Annotated in this window: 18 protein-coding genes and 1 tRNA gene; 8 read left to right on the top strand and 11 right to left on the bottom strand. The window is 65.9% G+C overall.

The window, feature by feature from the left end; all coding sequences use genetic code 11:
- The first annotated feature begins 24 nt into the window (after positions 1 to 24).
- The gene (locus V1Y59_RS02000) at positions 25 to 750 is read left to right on the top strand and encodes an alpha/beta fold hydrolase (protein WP_330503138.1); all 726 of its coding nucleotides are present in this window, start codon (positions 25 to 27) and stop codon (positions 748 to 750) included.
- A 58-nt stretch (positions 751 to 808) separates the two neighbouring features.
- On the opposite strand, the gene V1Y59_RS01995 is transcribed toward V1Y59_RS02000, so the two are convergent.
- The gene (locus tag V1Y59_RS01995) at positions 809 to 1,420 is read right to left on the bottom strand and encodes a DUF1707 SHOCT-like domain-containing protein (RefSeq protein WP_330503137.1); all 612 of its coding nucleotides are present in this window, start codon (positions 1,418 to 1,420) and stop codon (positions 809 to 811) included.
- Positions 1,421 to 1,511: 91 nt separating this feature from the next.
- Between V1Y59_RS01995 and V1Y59_RS01990 the strand changes: the two genes are divergently transcribed.
- Positions 1,512 to 2,423, top strand: coding sequence for a PaaI family thioesterase (locus V1Y59_RS01990; protein WP_330503136.1), 912 nt, complete (start codon positions 1,512 to 1,514; stop codon positions 2,421 to 2,423).
- Positions 2,424 to 2,448: 25 nt separating this feature from the next.
- On the opposite strand, the gene V1Y59_RS01985 is transcribed toward V1Y59_RS01990, so the two are convergent.
- Positions 2,449 to 2,859: a TIGR03667 family PPOX class F420-dependent oxidoreductase gene (locus V1Y59_RS01985; protein WP_330503135.1), complete on the bottom strand. Its 411-nt coding sequence runs from the start codon at positions 2,857 to 2,859 to the stop codon at positions 2,449 to 2,451.
- Positions 2,860 to 2,977: 118 nt separating this feature from the next.
- On the opposite strand from V1Y59_RS01985, the gene V1Y59_RS01980 reads away from it, so the two are divergent.
- Positions 2,978 to 4,234: a DUF3500 domain-containing protein gene (locus tag V1Y59_RS01980; protein WP_431309081.1), complete on the top strand. Its 1,257-nt coding sequence runs from the start codon at positions 2,978 to 2,980 to the stop codon at positions 4,232 to 4,234.
- A gap of 89 nt (positions 4,235 to 4,323) precedes the next feature.
- On the opposite strand, the gene V1Y59_RS01975 is transcribed toward V1Y59_RS01980, so the two are convergent.
- Positions 4,324 to 5,172, bottom strand: coding sequence for an oxidoreductase (locus tag V1Y59_RS01975; RefSeq protein ID WP_330503133.1), 849 nt, complete (start codon positions 5,170 to 5,172; stop codon positions 4,324 to 4,326).
- Between the two features lie 93 nt (positions 5,173 to 5,265).
- Positions 5,266 to 6,864, bottom strand: coding sequence for a DUF222 domain-containing protein (locus V1Y59_RS01970; protein ID WP_330503132.1), 1,599 nt, complete (start codon positions 6,862 to 6,864; stop codon positions 5,266 to 5,268).
- A 131-nt stretch (positions 6,865 to 6,995) separates the two neighbouring features.
- Here V1Y59_RS01970 and V1Y59_RS01965 point away from each other — a divergent pair, with 131 nt between their 5' ends.
- Together V1Y59_RS01965 and V1Y59_RS01960 are read left to right on the top strand one after the other, a co-directional pair.
- A complete protein-coding gene (locus V1Y59_RS01965; RefSeq protein ID WP_330503131.1) occupies positions 6,996 to 7,373 on the top strand; it encodes a VOC family protein in 378 nt (125 codons plus the stop codon).
- Positions 7,374 to 7,427: 54 nt separating this feature from the next.
- Complete coding sequence (locus tag V1Y59_RS01960; protein ID WP_330503130.1) at positions 7,428 to 7,649, top strand: amphi-Trp domain-containing protein; 222 nt, start codon at positions 7,428 to 7,430, stop codon at positions 7,647 to 7,649.
- 58 nt (positions 7,650 to 7,707) lie between these two features.
- Here V1Y59_RS01960 and V1Y59_RS01955 read toward each other — a convergent pair whose 3' ends face one another.
- Positions 7,708 to 8,274, bottom strand: coding sequence for a dihydrofolate reductase family protein (locus V1Y59_RS01955; protein WP_330503129.1), 567 nt, complete (start codon positions 8,272 to 8,274; stop codon positions 7,708 to 7,710).
- A gap of 68 nt (positions 8,275 to 8,342) precedes the next feature.
- Positions 8,343 to 9,227, bottom strand: a complete 885-nt coding sequence (locus V1Y59_RS01950) for an oxidoreductase (protein ID WP_330503128.1) — start codon at positions 9,225 to 9,227, stop codon at positions 8,343 to 8,345.
- A gap of 129 nt (positions 9,228 to 9,356) precedes the next feature.
- On the opposite strand from V1Y59_RS01950, the gene V1Y59_RS01945 reads away from it, so the two are divergent.
- A complete protein-coding gene (locus V1Y59_RS01945; protein WP_330503127.1) occupies positions 9,357 to 9,782 on the top strand; it encodes a winged helix-turn-helix transcriptional regulator in 426 nt (141 codons plus the stop codon).
- Positions 9,783 to 9,928: 146 nt separating this feature from the next.
- On the opposite strand, the gene V1Y59_RS01940 is transcribed toward V1Y59_RS01945, so the two are convergent.
- Positions 9,929 to 10,531, bottom strand: coding sequence for a DUF998 domain-containing protein (locus tag V1Y59_RS01940; protein ID WP_330503126.1), 603 nt, complete (start codon positions 10,529 to 10,531; stop codon positions 9,929 to 9,931).
- 618 nt (positions 10,532 to 11,149) lie between these two features.
- Here V1Y59_RS01940 and V1Y59_RS01935 point away from each other — a divergent pair.
- Complete coding sequence (locus V1Y59_RS01935; protein ID WP_330503125.1) at positions 11,150 to 11,548, top strand: VOC family protein; 399 nt, start codon at positions 11,150 to 11,152, stop codon at positions 11,546 to 11,548.
- A gap of 171 nt (positions 11,549 to 11,719) precedes the next feature.
- Here the strand turns inward: V1Y59_RS01935 and V1Y59_RS01930 are convergent, their stop codons facing one another.
- Positions 11,720 to 12,370, bottom strand: a complete 651-nt coding sequence (locus tag V1Y59_RS01930; RefSeq protein WP_330503124.1) for a dihydrofolate reductase family protein — start codon at positions 12,368 to 12,370, stop codon at positions 11,720 to 11,722.
- Between the two features lie 185 nt (positions 12,371 to 12,555).
- Entirely contained in the window at positions 12,556 to 14,349 is a 1,794-nt protein-coding gene (locus V1Y59_RS01925; RefSeq protein WP_330503123.1) for a multicopper oxidase family protein, read from the bottom strand.
- 126 nt (positions 14,350 to 14,475) lie between these two features.
- Between V1Y59_RS01925 and V1Y59_RS01920 the strand changes: the two genes are divergently transcribed.
- Complete coding sequence (locus V1Y59_RS01920) at positions 14,476 to 15,084, top strand: TetR/AcrR family transcriptional regulator (RefSeq protein ID WP_330503122.1); 609 nt, start codon at positions 14,476 to 14,478, stop codon at positions 15,082 to 15,084.
- Between the two features lie 49 nt (positions 15,085 to 15,133).
- Here the strand turns inward: V1Y59_RS01920 and V1Y59_RS01915 are convergent.
- Both V1Y59_RS01915 and V1Y59_RS01910 read right to left on the bottom strand, forming a co-directional pair.
- Positions 15,134 to 15,209: transfer RNA gene (locus V1Y59_RS01915), tRNA-Ala, on the bottom strand.
- Positions 15,210 to 15,314: 105 nt separating this feature from the next.
- A complete protein-coding gene (locus V1Y59_RS01910) occupies positions 15,315 to 16,028 on the bottom strand; it encodes a DsbA family protein (protein WP_330503121.1) in 714 nt (237 codons plus the stop codon).
- Position 16,029: the final 1 nt, after the last annotated feature.

The following is a 16,029-nucleotide window of genomic DNA, read 5'->3' as shown; positions in this document are numbered from 1 at the left end:
TTCGATTGCAGGTCGGAGAACGACATGGCGACGTTTCTGCTGATTCCCGGGGCGGGCGGCAGCGCGTGGTACTGGCATCGCGTCGTTCCCGAACTGCGCTCTCGGGGACATCGCGCCGTGGCCGTCGAGTTGCCGGCAGGCGATCCCGCCGCGGATCTCCATTCCTACGCCCGAACCTGCGTGGACGCGTATCGCGACGCGTGCGCAGGTTCCCCATCCGGGGGCACGACCGTGGTTGTCGGACAATCGCTCGGTGGTTTCACCGTCCCCCTGGTGGCCGAACAGATCGACTCCGATCGGATCGTCCTGGTGAACGCGATGATCCCGCTGCCGGACGAAACACCCGGCCATTGGTTCGAGAATTCGGGTGCAGGCGAGGCGCGGGCGGAGATGGCCGTCCGGGACGGCAGAGACGTCGGTGCCGGCATCGAACCTATGAACGACTTCTTCCATGACGTGCCCGACGACGTCGTCGCGGCGGCCATGGCACAGGGCGAACCCGACCAAGCGGGCGAGGTCATGGGTTCGGTGTGCACGTTCGACGACTGGCCCGCCCCGGTCACCGTCGTCGGCGGAGCCGAGGATCGCTTCTTCCCCATCGATTTCCAGCGTCGTCAGGCCCGGGAACGGCTCGGCGCCGACATCACCGTCCTGCCCGGCGGGCACCTGATCGCATTGAGCCGACCGGTCGAGTTGGCCGAAGTCCTCCTCGCGGTCGCCGGCGACTCCGTTTCGCCGACAACCGACTGACGCGCTCCGACGGCGGATCCCCGACCGAGAACCAGCGCCGACGGACGGCACCGATCACCTACGGCGCACCGGCGCGTTTGATCTTCACCGACGTCATGGCCGACACGGACCCGGAGACCACGACCACCGCGCCACCGGGACGGCGCGGCGGCCCGGCCTTGTCCTTGATGGTCGACCAGCCCGATGCCTTGAGGTCCGAGGTCTGCACCTCGTCGTCGGCGCGGATTCGGAGCTTGACCGTGGCGGTGGAGACCTGCAGGTGCACTTCGACCGACGGCCCGGGGAAGACGGCGTCAGTGAAGTCCAGATCGACCGTGCCCATCCACCCGGTGACCAACACGCTGCGCGGGACCTGCCACACCCCCTTCCGCCGAACCGCGCTCCAGTCCGCGTCCCACTCGACCGGGGTGACGGCTGAGCCGTCGATCTGCGCCGGCGGCCCGGGCGACTCTCCCGGGAACAGCAGCCCCGCGTTCGGCAGGTCGGCCAGGGTCTCGCGGAGCTCACCCCGGGTGCGGCCCTGCAGAATTCGGTCGGATCGTTGCTCGAACTCGACGATCTCCAGATAACCGGACGAAAACGCGTCGTTCAGCAGCGCGATGGCCCGCTCCCGTTCCGGATGTCCGACACGCACCGCGTCGTCGGAGTTGCTCTCGACCCAGCCAGCCACCCTATCGGCGGGTCGACGACGGCGGGCATGACCGCCGAGAATGCTATTCTCGGAATATGCATGCGATATTTCCGACGTCGGTTGATCGGCGATGAGCACCACGACACCGGCCACCGCCGACGCGGTGAAGACAGCGGTGACGGAGACGAACACCTTCACCTCCGATTTCGGGCTCGTGTCGCTGCAGCCGTGCGCCGAGCGATCCTTCATCCGCGCCGACCTCACCGACCTACTCCGATCCCATGCCGGGACGGCTCCCGTCGGCATGCTGGTGACCGTGCTCGATTTCGTGGCATCGGACCCGGCACTCGTCGCCGCAGCACCGGATTGGACGGCCACCCAGGATCTCGCGCTCCACATGGCCGAGCCGGTCATTGAGGGACCGATCGTCATGGACAGCAGGTTGATCCGGGTGGGCAAGAAGGTCGTGGTCGTATCCGCCGACATCTACGACGCACACGGGCGCACCGACCTGCGAGACATCGCGGCGGCGATCGATACAGGATCCGACCGACCGGGCGGCCCCACGCTCGCCGCCCGCGGGTTGGTGACGTTCGCACGTATCCCCCGCTCCGCAGCTTTCGGAGCGGACGCGTACACGCCCGATCAGTGGATCGGCCAGGTCCGCGAGCGCGCGGTCGTACCCATCGCCGAACCCATCCACGCTCGCCTCGGCATCCGTGCGGTGGAACCGTCGTCCGGCGTCCTCGAACTCGATCGAACACCTTTCGTGGCCAACCAGATCGGCACGATCATGGGTGGTGCGCAGGCATTGCTGATCGAGTGCGCGGCGCAGGCGATGCGACCGGACCTGCTCCCGATCGACATGCAGATGCATTTCCTGGCGCAGGTTCGGGTCGGACCTGCGAGAACCTATGGCACGGTGGTCCGGGACGGCACCGACCACAGCGTGGTGAACATCCGCATGGTCGACGCCGGAGCCGACGACATGACACTCACTCTGGCGACGGTGACACTCGCCCGTACCGGTTCCCGACACTGATGACACGCCACCTCCGGCGACCGGATCACCAGGCGCGCAGCCGCTCCGGTGTGACACGGACGAGAACGGAGTACGAGCGGGCGAATTCGTCGGGCGTCATGTCGATGGAGACGAAGCCGTGCGCATATTTGGTGGTGAAGGCCGCCCACTCCTCGTCGGTGGGGCCCGCGTCGTCGACCTTCGCCTGCCCGGTGAACACTGCGACATCCCCGCCGTGGTCATCCGAGTTCAGGTTGAGCGCGACAGCGGACTCGGCATCGATGTGGCGTAATTTCGCGGTGCCGGGCTGACTGAACAACAGGAAGCTGTCGTCGAACCACAGGAACCAGACCGGTGTCGGCACCGGCCCGTGCCGGGCGTTTACCGTGCTGAGCCAGATGACGTCCTCTGCTGCCAGCCGATCGGACACGCGGGGCGACAGGTGGAATGCGGCCATGTCTGTCGAAACGCCCCTGCGCGACCTGGCATTCCACATCCCGGCTGCGACGTTGGCGGCCTCCCAGCCGGCTGACAGCGTCTTTCCAGTTTCGGGATCTACCGTTCATGCCATGAACATTTCGCCCTCCCATCGCGGCGCGACGATCGTCGCATCTCTTCTTCTCGCGGGTGGTCTCACGCTGGTCGGGTGTACCTCGGGTACCGACGACGCCACCTCTACGACATCGGCGACCTCGACGTCGGCGGCCACTGTCGACAGTTCGGGCACGACGAACCAGGATTCGGCGACGTCCGCGGAGACGATCGCCGCCACGACCGACGCTGCCGCGCAGTTCCTCGACACGTTGACAGACGAGCAGCGCGAGGCAGTCGTGTACGCCTACGACGACGAGACCAAGACGACGTCGTGGTCCAATTTTCCGGTCACCTTCGTCGAGCGTGCCGGACTGAATCTCAACGATCTCGACGAGGAACAGCGACGCGCGGCGATGGAGGTGCTCGAGGCGTTGCTCAGCGACGACGGGTACGAGACCGTGACCGGCATCATCGGCGGTGACGAATTCCTGCTCGACAACAGCAGCTCGTCCGAGGATTCGTTGGGCCAGTACTACATCGCGTTCTTCGGCGACCCGTCCGACACCGAGTCATGGCAGGTCCAGTTCGGCGGTCATCACCTCGGCATCAACGCCACGTTGAACGGGACCGACTCGTCGATCACGTTCGCACCGACCCACCTCGGCGCGCAGCCGGCTGTCTACACCGATGCCGACGGCAACGAGGTGCAGCCGCTCGCGGGGATGTATGAGACGGCGTTCGCCTTCTACGACAGCCTGACCGATGAGCAGAAGGCACAGCTGTACCAGGGAACCGATGTGTCGAACCTGGTGTGCGGTCCCGGCGATACCTGCGACTACCCCTCCGGCACGGGGATCTCGGGCGCGGATCTCACCGATGAGCAGAAGAACCTGCTGTTGGACGTGATCGCCAACTGGGTGGGGATGTCCGACCCGGAGACGACCGAATCAGCGTTGTCGGCGATCGAGGCGACGATCGATCAGACGTACGTCAACTGGTCGGGTGCCACCGAGTACGACATGTCCCAGGGTGACGGAATCTATTTCCAGATCTCCGGTCCCGACGTCTACATCGAGTTCTCGAACCAGCAGGGTTCGGCGGGCGCCGACGTCGATGGGTACACCACCTCCGGATGGGGCCACATCCACACGATCTACCGAGACCCCACCAATGACTACGCCGGTAGCGTGACCCAGCAGGAGGCGTCCGGACCCGGCGGAGCAGGTGGACCCGGCGGAGCAGGTGGACCGGGTGGACCGGGTGGCCCCGACGGCCCCGGCGGGCAACCCGGAAACTGAGTCCACTCGCCTTCCCGTCACGCACGCAGATCTCTCGACGAATCCCGCGCTGATGGCCGCGGGATTCGTCGACGGTCTCCGGTCGCGGATCAGGGACGCGGCACCGAGAACTGGGTGCGCATGGCGAGGTCCCACACCCGGTCGGGAGTGATCCTGCGTTGCGCAATGGCGAGTTTCGCCGACGCGGTGACGGTATAGCGCGGCCGTGGCTTGTCCGCGGTGACGGCCTTCCGGATGGTCTCGGCCACGTCGTCGGGGCCACCACCGAGCACCTTCGCGACCGGACTGCGGTAGATGGAATCCATCGTGTCCGCGACAGCGTTGTTGAAGTGCCCGTAGGGCCCATCGCCGTCGAGACCCGACATCGATGACGTCGCCGCGTTCGCGAACTCGGTGGTGATCAGGCCCGGCTCGATGAGAACCACCTGAATACCGAAGCCCTGCACCTCGAATCGCATGGCATCCGAGATCGCCTCCACCGCATGCTTCGTCGCGTGATAGATGCCGCCACCGGGGAAGGTGAGTTTGCCGCCCATGGAGCCGATGTTGACGATGCGTCCCCGCCCTGCCTTGCGCATTCCGGGCAGGACCAGTTGACTCATCCGGACCAATCCGAACACATTCGTCTCGAACTGCCGCCGGATGTCGTCGAGCGACACCGACTCCACGGCACCGGATTGCGAATATCCGGCGTTGTTGACCAACGCACCCACTGCGCCATGCTCGGCCTCGACCGCTCCCACGGCAGCACTCATCGACGCCTCGTCGGTGACGTCGAGCGCCAGTGTTCGACATCCGGCTTCGGCGAGTTCCTCGAGGGTTTCGGGCTTTCGGGCAGTCGCGTACACGGTATGCCCGTGGCGGACCAGGTCGGCGGCCGCCGCCGCACCTATCCCACTCGAGCATCCGGTGATCAGAATCGCGTCGCCGGCATCCATCCGGGCTCCCTTCCGTCGCGCTCATGCTAACGCGATCGGATGATCCGCACGACCAGCCGACTACCCCAGAATCGGAGCAGCGGCGGGCCCGCGTCATCGGCCGAGAACGAGCATCATGGCCAGGCGTGCTTCGAGAACCGAGGGCGGAGCGATGGTTTGCCTCAGCTGCAGTTGGCCGTGCGTGTCTGCGGTGTCGATCTCCGCGTCGGGCGGATCTGCGCCGGATTCCGGCTCGACTGGACCATGGATGTCGGTGCGGACTTTCGCGAGATTCTCGTCGAACAGCTTTCCGACATCGGGGAGCCGATGCACCCGAGCCGGATTGGGCGGGGCCCCGGGCTCACCGTTCCGGCGCCACCAGGTGCGTCCGGCGTCGGGCCCGATGTCGTGGACACCGGTGGTGAATCCGCCGACCCGATCGTTGACCATACGATTGTGCCTCGGGCATGCCGGTGCCAGGTCGACGATGTCGGTCTTGCCGCCCTCGGCGAAGTCGAGTCGAGAGTGATGCATCTCCACTTGGGTGGCCGGCTGGTCGCAGCCGGGCGTTGAGCAGAACTCGCCGTCGGGACGGGCGAACGAAGCCAACCGCTGCGGCGTTGACGCGAAGCGCTTGCCCCGTCCGAGGAAGAGTGGGATCGCGGTGGCGTCCTCGAACACCGCCAGCCAGGGCTGCGCCTTCGCGGCGAGCCGGATGACATCCGACATCGGCAACAGCGCCCCACTTGCCGTCGTGCCGAAGCCCGCCTCTCGGACGAGATCGCTGAGATCGGCTTTGATGATCAGCTGGACGGGCAGGCCGCGATGGGTCTTTCCGAGCATGCCGTCCTCCAGGACCGCTTTCAGTAGTGCCTTCATCGCATCGTGGTTGCGTTGCGCCGGGCTTCGGCCGTCACGGTCGGCTGCTGCTTTCAACGCGTCCGGGTCAGCGTCCTCGACAGCGCCGGAAGGCGATTCGGGGTCGTCGGGATTATTGAGCCCGGGTTTGGCCCACGTCGCCAACATGACGTCGAGCAGTGCACGCGTCTCCGGATCCAGATGACCGGTCAACTTCGACATCTGATCCGCGCCTTGACGGTTGTTCCACAGGTTCCGTCGGCGGGCACGGTCCTTGTCGTCGGTGATCTCGCCATCGGGATCGAGATGCGCGAGCAGGCGCGCACCGAGGGTGTTGATCTCGGCGGGTGTGTGGTGACGGGCCAGGTCGGCCAGCGTGGCCTCGGCGGCCACCTGCTGATCGTGGGGGACGCTGTGGGGCACCTTGTCCAGCACCTCGATGGTCTTGCGCACATGCGCGGGTCCGATGTCACCGTCGGCGAACGCGTCGGCCAGATTCGGGTACTTGGGTTGTTGCTCCTGCCCGTCAAGGCTGCAAAATCGGCCGGTCGCCACGATGTGGTCACGTCGTCGGCTTGGATCGCTCACCCGTAGATCGACGTTCATGAAGTTGGTGAGCGAGCGATACCCCATCGACCAGTACAGACCCCGATCCGAGATCGCGGTGATCTGCCGATTCCCTTGATACATCAGTCGATTGATCGCGCGTTCGTTCACGCGGGCGACCTCGACCAGTTCGTCATCGGAACACGACGACACATCCGCCGAGGCGAGCCGGTCGAGGACATCGTTCAGTTCGGCGAGCAATCCGGGCACGTCCGACAACGACGCCTCGGCCCGCGGATGTTCAGCCATTCGACCCCCCTCCCCTGGTTTCGAACGTATGTTCGAGTGTAAACCACTGCCGGGCGACGCGCAACCCCATGCCCGAGATTTCTCCGTGATTTCGACGATGGACCGGCGACCTGGGTGACTACCCTTGACCCATGATCACCGCACTTCACACGTTGATCTACTGCGACGACCCCGACGCCACCCGCGCCTTCTTCCGGGACGTCCTCGGCTTGCCGTCGGTCGACACCGGTGGCGGATGGCTGATCTTCAAGACCGGCCCCAGCGAGTTGGGCGCGCATCCCAGTTCGTGGGAGTACCAGGGGACCTCGGGCGGCACTGATCAACGGTTCGACGTGTCATTCATGTGCGACGACCTCACGGCGACGATGGACGAACTCTCGGCGAAGGGCGCCGAGTTCTCCGGCCCGCGGACCGAGGAGCCGTGGGGTGACACCGTGGGGGTGAAGGTTCCGGGCGCCGGCGAGATCACGATCTACGAGCCAAAATACGATCCGCCGGCCCTGAGCTGAGCGATTCCGTGGAGACACCTTGACCCGCCGATTCGCATCGGCTCAGATGTACGCATGGGCGACGAGCTGTTCGAACACGAGACCAAGACCGAGTTGAGCCGGGAAGAGGCCGCGCAGCGGCTCCGTGACCTCGCCGACGCGATTGCGCGGCACAACGAGGTGTCCTATGTGGAGAACAACAAGACGGTGCGCGTGGACATCCCGCCGAAGGTCCAGCTGAAGATCGAGTTCGAACGTGGTGAGGAATCCGAGATCGAGGTCGAGATCTCCTGGTAGCTCCGTGGGCCACCGACCTCCGCACACCCGGGGACAAGCCACATTCAGTCGGGGTGAGTCAGTCGGGATCAATCGGTCGGTATCGCACGGCGACCACCCCCGACCGCAACTCCGTGCGCTCCACGAGCTCCAGCTGGATCTGCTCGCGCAGACCGGCGAGCAATGTCGGTCCGCGTCCGGCGAGCACCGGCTGTACGAGGAACTCGTATTCGTCGATCAGTCCCCGATCGGCCAGCGCGCGAGGCAGCGACACACCACCGACCCACAGGCTCCCGCCCGACTCCTGCTTGAGCTGTTCGATCGCGTCCCCCACGTCCCCGTGCACCAGCTCGGCGTTCCAGTCGACCTCGCTCAGCGTGCTGGAGACGACATACTTCTTCGCCCGGTCGATGGCCTCGGCGAACGGAACCTCCCACTCGCTCATCCAGTCCGGCCACGTGCCCGAGGCCGGTTTCCGCCAGGCCGCCTCCATCATCTCGTAGGTGACCCGACCGAACAGCAGGGCATCGGCCCGTTCCATCTCGGCGGTCCAGTACCGCATCGACTCCTCGTCCGGGGGGAGGCCCGCCTCATGATGGCAGCAGCCGTCAAGGGTGACGTTGATCGAATACCGAAGTGCTCTCATCTCATTCCTCTCCCTGGGCGTGCTCTGTGTTCCTCAGACCCACGTCTCGAAGCGGGTCAGCGGGGCTATCAGCAGGCTATGCCCTCCAGGTGCGCCACGTCCTCGGCGGCGAGCGCAAGCCCCGCAGCGGCGATGTTTGCCCGAAGATGCACAGTGTTCGACGTTCCGGGGATGAGCAGGATGTTCGGGGAACGCCGCAGCAGCCACGCGAGCGCCACGGCCATCGGTGTCGCGCCGACGCGGTCGGCGACCGCGGACAGCGCCTCGGACTGCAGCGGCGTGAAGCCGTCGAGCGGGAAGAATGGTACGTAGGCGATGTCGGCGGCCGCGAGGTGGTCGACGAGGTCGTCGTCGCGGCGGTGCGCGAGGTTGTACATGTTCTGCACGCACACGATCGGAGCGATCTCTCGCGCTTCATCGACCTGATCGGCCGTGACATTGCTGAGGCCGAGATGTCGGATCAGCCCCTGCTGCTGCAGGTCGACGAGGGTCTCGAACGCCTCGGCGAGGGATCCGGATCGCGGGCCGGTCGCGTCGCCCATGCGTAGGTTCACCAGGTCGAGGACCTCGACCCCCAGCGATTCGAGGTTCTCGCGGACCTGAGCACGGAGTTCGTCCGGGCGCCGGGCGGTTGGCCAACCACCGACGGCATCGCGCGTCGCACCGACCTTCGTGGCGATGAGCAAGTCCGGAGGGTAGGGGTGCAGTGCTTCTCGGATGAGCTGGTTGGTGATGCGCGGGCCATAGGCGTCGCTTGTGTCGATGTGGGTGATTCCGGCAGCGACTGCTTCGCGCAGCACGGCGACCGCGCCGACCCGGTCGACCGGTGGGCCCATCACGCCGGGCCCTGCGAGCTGCATTGCGCCATAACCGAATCGGCTGACGGTTCGACTGCCGGCCTGGTCGCTGATGCGCCAGCTGCCGCCGGGAAGAGTGGAGGTGGGAGAGGTCATCGCGAAGTCCTTCATGATGCGAATCTGATGTGGCGGTCGGTGAGCTCACGTATCAGTATTGGAGAGCAGCTCCCCACTGGGAAGTACGCACCCGGAAGTGCGTTACCCACTGCCCGAAAGGTGTCGGTCATGGCGACGAGGAACGCGGCCCAGAAGCGGTCGCAGGCGAAGATCGAGTACAACGCGTTTCTGGCCGTGTGCCCGAGCCGCCGGCTGCTCGACAGGATCTCCGACAAATGGGTGGTGCTGGTCCTCTGCGCGCTCGGCGGGGACGGCGCAGGGTCCGCCGGACGACCGGCCTCGATGCGCTACTCGGAGCTGGCGCGACTGATCGCCGGCGTCAGCCAGAAGATGCTCACGCAGACGCTGCGCTCACTGGAGCGCGACGGTCTCATCACCCGCACGGTGACCCCCACCGTTCCGGTGACCGTCGAGTACGAACTCACCGAACTCGGCGTATCGCTCTACACCACCACACGACAGCTGCGAATGTGGGCGCAGGAGCACATGAACGACGTCGACAGACACCGCGAGGAGTACGACGCCGACAGCTGACACGGCACGGGTGAAAGCGACCCTCGAGCACTTTCGCCGCGTTCGTAGACCGTGCGCGTCAGCTCGATCACGGGCCTGGAGAAGACACCACCGTCGGTGGGCGCGTCGTCGGGCGCGCGGCGACCTCGGCATCGGGTTGTCCACTCTCACGCGGCGAGGCTCACCCCGATCACCACGATCCAGACGTAATAGACCGCGAGGAGCAGGCGTTGCACCAGTCCGGTCAGCGCGGCATCGCGACTGTACGCGACTGCTGTGCAGACCATCAGCGCGAAGCCGATGACGGCCGTCACGGCCGAATAGGCTGATAGCCAGCCGTCGAGCGCGGTCGACACGGCGACACAGCCGCCCAGCAACGCCAGGAACATCAACGGTCCGCACGCATCGTGAATCCGTGCGTGCACACTCGGGAGCTGCGTCGCGGTCCGCACCGAGAACCGGGGCGGGAAACCCCGGACCGCGTCCGGCGTGAACACGCCCGACAGAAGGTTTCCGACAGCGAACGCACCGAGACACACGAAGCCGACGACGGTGCTCAGTGCGTCAAGAATCGCCACCGCGTAAGCGGTCATCCCCACGGACATGCCCACGAACGTCCAGCGCATGATCCAACCACCCTCGCCGAGTTCCAATTCGCTCCCGGTGTGGTACTTCCATCGATATCCCGGTCGACGGGCTCCCTCGATCGCCACGACCGTCCCGAACAGTACGGTCGTGGCGACGCCGATCCACAGCAGAACTTCTGTCACATGCGTCACTCCGTCGGGTTGCTCGACAGTGCCGACGATAACCGGTTTCAGTCCGGGCCACGATGGCAGTGCTTCTGCGGCTGATGTTGTCGAATCTGTTGTCAGCACACCCACTGCGGGTGGTCCGCCAGGCTGAACTCGGGAACGTGTGGCCCTGGGTCAGACACCAACTCCGGTCGCACCTCCCGCTCTCCCCATCGATCTGCGTAACCCACCCGTAGGCAGTCGGATTCGAGACAAGTGGCACTTTCGGATCATCGCGCAGCGGCGATATCAAAGGCATGACCGCCACAGCCGACGACACCGTGCACCTTCACCGATCTCAACCTCTACCTCGACCTTCCCGCTCAGCGGACACACATGGCGTCGACTTCGGTTTGCACTTAGGCGATCTCGTCCCGAATCCACTCCGAATCGCCTCACGCCGTTACATTCCCGCAACCGACACTTTCTCGCACACAACGTTTTTGGACTCGCGCATCCCGTCGCACGACGCGTCCGGCCCGGCCGGAATCTTCTCCGCGACGTCGCGCCATCGACGTTGTCCCGGTTCCACCGCTGGTGGGGCCGATGTACGGTGAAGTGACGCTGACTCTCCCACCAGGAAGGACCAGGGTCATGTCATTTCCAACGCTCACGCACATCGCCGTCACGGTGTCCGACCTCGATGCGAGTACACGATGGTATTCGGCCCTCTTCGATTCCGAGCCGGTGCTCGACGAAGACGAGGAGTCAGGGGACTTCCACCACACAGCGTTCGAACTCGACCACGGCACGCTGTTCGGTCTACACAAGCACACGACCACCGGGCCGGCCGAAGGATTCGACGAGCGACGCGCAGGCCTCGACCACGTCGCGTTCGCGGCGACCCAGGGCGAGCTCCCGGCATGGGAGAAGCGCCTCGACGAACTCGGTATCGAGCACAACGGCATCAAGCACGCGCATTACGGGTCAGGCATCTCGTTCCGCGATCCCGACGACATCGCGCTCGAGTTCTTCGCCCCGCCTCCAGAGTGAGCCCGTTCGCCGAACACCGTCGCCCGGCGCTCGACCGTGTGGTTGTGCTCCCGGTCGCGGATCGTCGGGCCGAATCTCGGATGCCGTGTACGCGGTCCGCCACACCGCCCGGACAGACCTCAGGTCCGTAGGGCGCTCGCGGCCGCGATTCCGGCGTACCGGTCTGGCGGTCTACTCGCTGATGAGTCCGTACTGCGGCGCACCCTTGCTGCGGTATGTCCCTATGACCACACCCGCCGATGTCGTCCGGGAGTCGGTGAGCTCGAATCCGGTCGGCAACGCCTCGGTCGGGAACAGTCGGCGGCCGGTACCGAGAATGACCGGGAAGGTCAACAGGTTGAGGACATCGATGAGTCCGGCGGCGAGTATCGTCTGGGCGAGTCCGCCACTGCCGTGCATCTGCAGCTCTCGACCCGGCTCAGCTTTCAGCGCAGATACCGCGGCGACCGCGTCGCCGCCCGGCACCTCGGTCCCCTCCCAGTCGGCACGGCCGAGAGTGCGAGATGCGACGTACTTGGGCAGCGAGTTGAACGCCTTTGCGATCACGCCCTCGGCGCCGTCTCCGTCGACACCGATCTTCGGCCAGTACGAGGAGAAGATGTCGTATGTCCGCCGGCCGAACAAGAATGCGTCTGCCCTCTCGAATACCGAGACCATGTATCCGAAGTCATCCTCGACGAGGTACGGAGCGGTCCACCCGCCGTGTACGAAACCGCCGGAGGGATCCTCATCGGGGCCGCCGGGTGCCTGGTACACGCCGTCGAGGGTGATGAACTGTGTCAGCGATAGCTCCATGTCGGTCTTCTCTCCGTTGTCGGCCACGCCTCGCCCGGGCCATCACCAATGCTGACCATCCGGAGGATGCAAACTCATCGGACGGACGGACCGGCTCGCGATGCTGCGCGAGCTGGGCGGCACGGCCCGGGCATTGAGACGATCGCCGCGTTCGTCTCGGCAGTCCTGTGCCGAACCCATACACGATCCGCCGACGATGGGTGTCCCGGACGTCACGGCACCACTCGATAGCGCAACATCATGTCGTGGTCCTCGTGATCGAGGATGTGGCAGTGCCAGACGTACCCCTGGAGATCCTTGGTGACCATGCCGTGCACCGGGGTGGCCTCGGCATGGTGGTGGTGTCCGGAAGCGGACGGGGTCACCGCGTGGCCACCCGATGGCCGGGTCCATGTCTGCGTCGGGTCGGAGGAGAAGATCGCGTCCGGATCGAACCCGAGTTCGTCGGCGGTCGGGAACCGCACGACGATCGACGTGACGTGCCCACCGACGGCGTGCACCGTGTCCTTCCATCCGGCCTCCCACGCCAACGGGCCGCGCATCGGTCCGGCGTAGAAGTCGCTCGGATCCGGCGCCCAGTGGGTTCCGATGGGCGGCTGCGGATGTGCCGCTTGATAGGCGACGGTGCGCAACGGCCGACGTCCCAGGATGCGGAACATGACCAGGTGCAGATGAATCGGATGCGGGTCAGGTGTGATGTTGATGATGTCCCAGCGCTCCGTGGTGCCCGCGCGTGGCTTCTCGATCTGCGGATCGGCGTAGCGGAGGTTGTTCAGCGACATGATGGCCGGCGGGACGCGCAGTTCATAGGGCTGCGAGACACTGACCCGCCGGACCCGCTGCGGTGTCGCGATCGGCGGGATGCGGGCGGGTTGTCCCCGACCGCCGCGCAGCGTCGTCGGCACCGGCCGTCGGTCACCGCGATCGGCGCCTGCGACGAACCGGCAGAACCGGGACATGGCGACCTCACCGAGCATGGCCGCCTGGAACGGCGGCGCCAAGTCGTTGCACAGTTCCACCGACTCCCCCGGCGCCAGCGAGCTGAAGTCGACGAGCAGGTCGAATCGCTCCGCCGGCGCTGCGGCGAACGATCGGGTCCGGACCGGCGCGTCGAGCAGGCCGCCCTCGTTGCCGATCACCCAGAACGGCATCCGGTTGGAGAAGAACAGATTCCAGACCGAGAACGATGCCGCATTGATCAGCCGGAACCGATAGAGCCCGCGATCGACCGTCATCGTCGGCCAGACCTTGCCGTTCACCAGACCCCGGTCGCCGACCGCGCCGCCCTCCCACATACCTTGCGGCACAATCGGTGTCGAGCGCAGTGACTGGTGACCGTCCGCGCGGAAGATCTTCTCCTGCAGGATCAACGGGATCTCGTACTCGCCGGCCGGTAGGCCCAGCGGATTGCCTGGCTTTCCGGTGTCGTGGCCGTCGCGCAGGAAATACATCCCGGCCAGGCCCGCGTAGACGTTGGCGCGGGTGATCGCCATCGCGTGGTCGTGATACCAGAGGTGGCCGGCTTCCTGGCGGTTGGGGAACTCGAACAACGCGGTCCCGTGGTGGGGCAGCATCAGGCGCTCCGGGTTGCCGTCGAACTCCGGCGGGGTGACGCCACCATGCAGGTGCATGGAGGTGACAGGTTGGCCCCGATAGCGGTCGGTCACCCCGTGCAGCGAGGTGTCCAGATCCGCGGCGAAGGTGTGCTGACCGAGCTCGCTGCGATAGTGCACGGTGGTCTGCTCCCCGACGTGCGCCTCGATGGTGGGGCCCAGATAGGACTCGTCGTTGTAGGCCATCGCGGGCGCCTTCGGCTGATCCCGGTGGAATCTGGTGCTGGTGCTGCGCGCGACGATCTCGATCGGCTGCGTCGGCGACGAGGTGATGCTGCCCGGCACCGACAGTTCGTCGACATACTTGCGCATGTCCGGCGAATGGAAGATGGTCGGCAGCTTGATTGCCGGCGGATCACCACCCGCCGACCCGGCACCGAGGCGCCCCGCCATCACACCCGAGGCGGCGACTGCCGCTGTCCCCCAAAGGAATCGCCGACGATTCACGTTCTGGCCCACCCGGTTCCCCCTACTCGGCCACTTCGAGACCGGTGAACCATACCATCGGTATGGTGGGGCATGACCAGCTCCCGCCACACCAGACGACTCAGCGCCACCGACTGGGTGGATGCCGCGCTGACTCTGGTCACCTCCGACGGTGTACAGGCGGTCACCATCGCCCGGCTGTGCACGACGCTGAACGTCACCAAGGGCAGCTTCTACTGGCACTTCACCGACCTCGACGCCCTGCGGGAAGCGATGGCGGTGCGTTGGCGGGGGATGAACCGCGCGCGTGTCGCCGACCTCGAAGGTCTGTCCGAACTACCACCCGACGATCGGCTCGCCGCACTGTCAACGATGCTGATCAGCGACGACCACCTGGCGGTGGAGCGCGCCATCCGGGGTTGGGCGCGTAGCAACGACGGCATCGCGCACACGGTCCGCAGCATCGACGAGGAGATCTTCGACGCCATCGACGCCGCATTGCGAGAACTCCAGATGAGTCCGCGCCAGGCCCGCGTGCTGGCCGGCCTGCTGGTGTACGTCGGGATCGGCTATATCCACGGCCACGAGGGACTACCGACCATCTCGGCGCAGGACGTGCAGCACACACTGCCGGGCCTGTTGTCGTTCACCGTCGGGCGGTCGCAGCCGACCGCCGACCGCCGACGCCCAGCGGAGGATTGACATGAACGGAATCGAAAAAACCCCTCCGATGCTGTTCGGAGGGGTTTTCTGGTGGAGCTAAGGGGACTCGAACCCCTGACCCCCACACTGCCAGTGTGGTGCGCTACCAGCTGCGCCATAGCCCCGTATCCTGTTGTTCACCCTCATCAAGGGCAAAGGGAAAACTACACCATCGCTGCGACTCGGACCAAATCCCCAGTAGTCTGATGGCCTACCGCCGGTTCCCCCGATCAGCCGTTGTCGGCCAGCAACGCATCCAGCCACCCGGTCCCGTTCATGATCTTGTCGACCGGTTCACCTCCGGAGAGGACCGTCGGCGTGCCGACCTGGCCGCTGGCCTTCTCGAGCTGGTTACGCGACTGCTCCGCGGCTTCCTGCGCTTCGGCCACCTTCGCGCCGGTCGCCACACACTCCCGGGTCCGGGCCGAGGCGCCCTGGTCCGCCGCCAGCCGTGCCATGTCGGCGTTGCTCAGGTCGCTGTCGCCGCCTTCTTCGGGCTGGTTGTCGAACAACGCCGCGTGGAATCTCTCGAAGACCTCTTTGTCCTCGCCCGCGCCGACACACTGTGCCGCCCCCGCCGCGCGGGTGGAGTAGTCGCCGGAGGCCGACCGATCGTCGAGGAAGGTGAGCATGTGGTAGCGCACACGCAGCGAGCCGTTGTTGATGGCCTGCGTGATCGCTGTCCCCGACTGCTGTTCGAACTCGCGGCAGGCCGGACACATGAAGTCCTCGAAGACGTCGATCGTCTGCGGTGCGGACGGCTCCCCGATGATGAGTGCCGCGTTCTCACTGAGCACCGCCTCGTCGACACCGCCGCCGGACTCCTCGCGGCTGTTCCACAGGAACCCGCCGACGACGAGCGCGACGACGATCAGTGCGGCCACGCCGCCGAGGATGTAGGTGGTGCGGCTCGACGTCGCGCGCGGCTGGTACTTCTCGCTCACC

The organism is Gordonia prachuapensis, assembly GCF_036350515.1.
Lineage (GTDB): Bacteria > Actinomycetota > Actinomycetes > Mycobacteriales > Mycobacteriaceae > Gordonia > Gordonia prachuapensis.
Note: the sequence above shows the minus strand (reverse complement) of the source record. Positions and strands in the feature narration are given on the sequence as shown.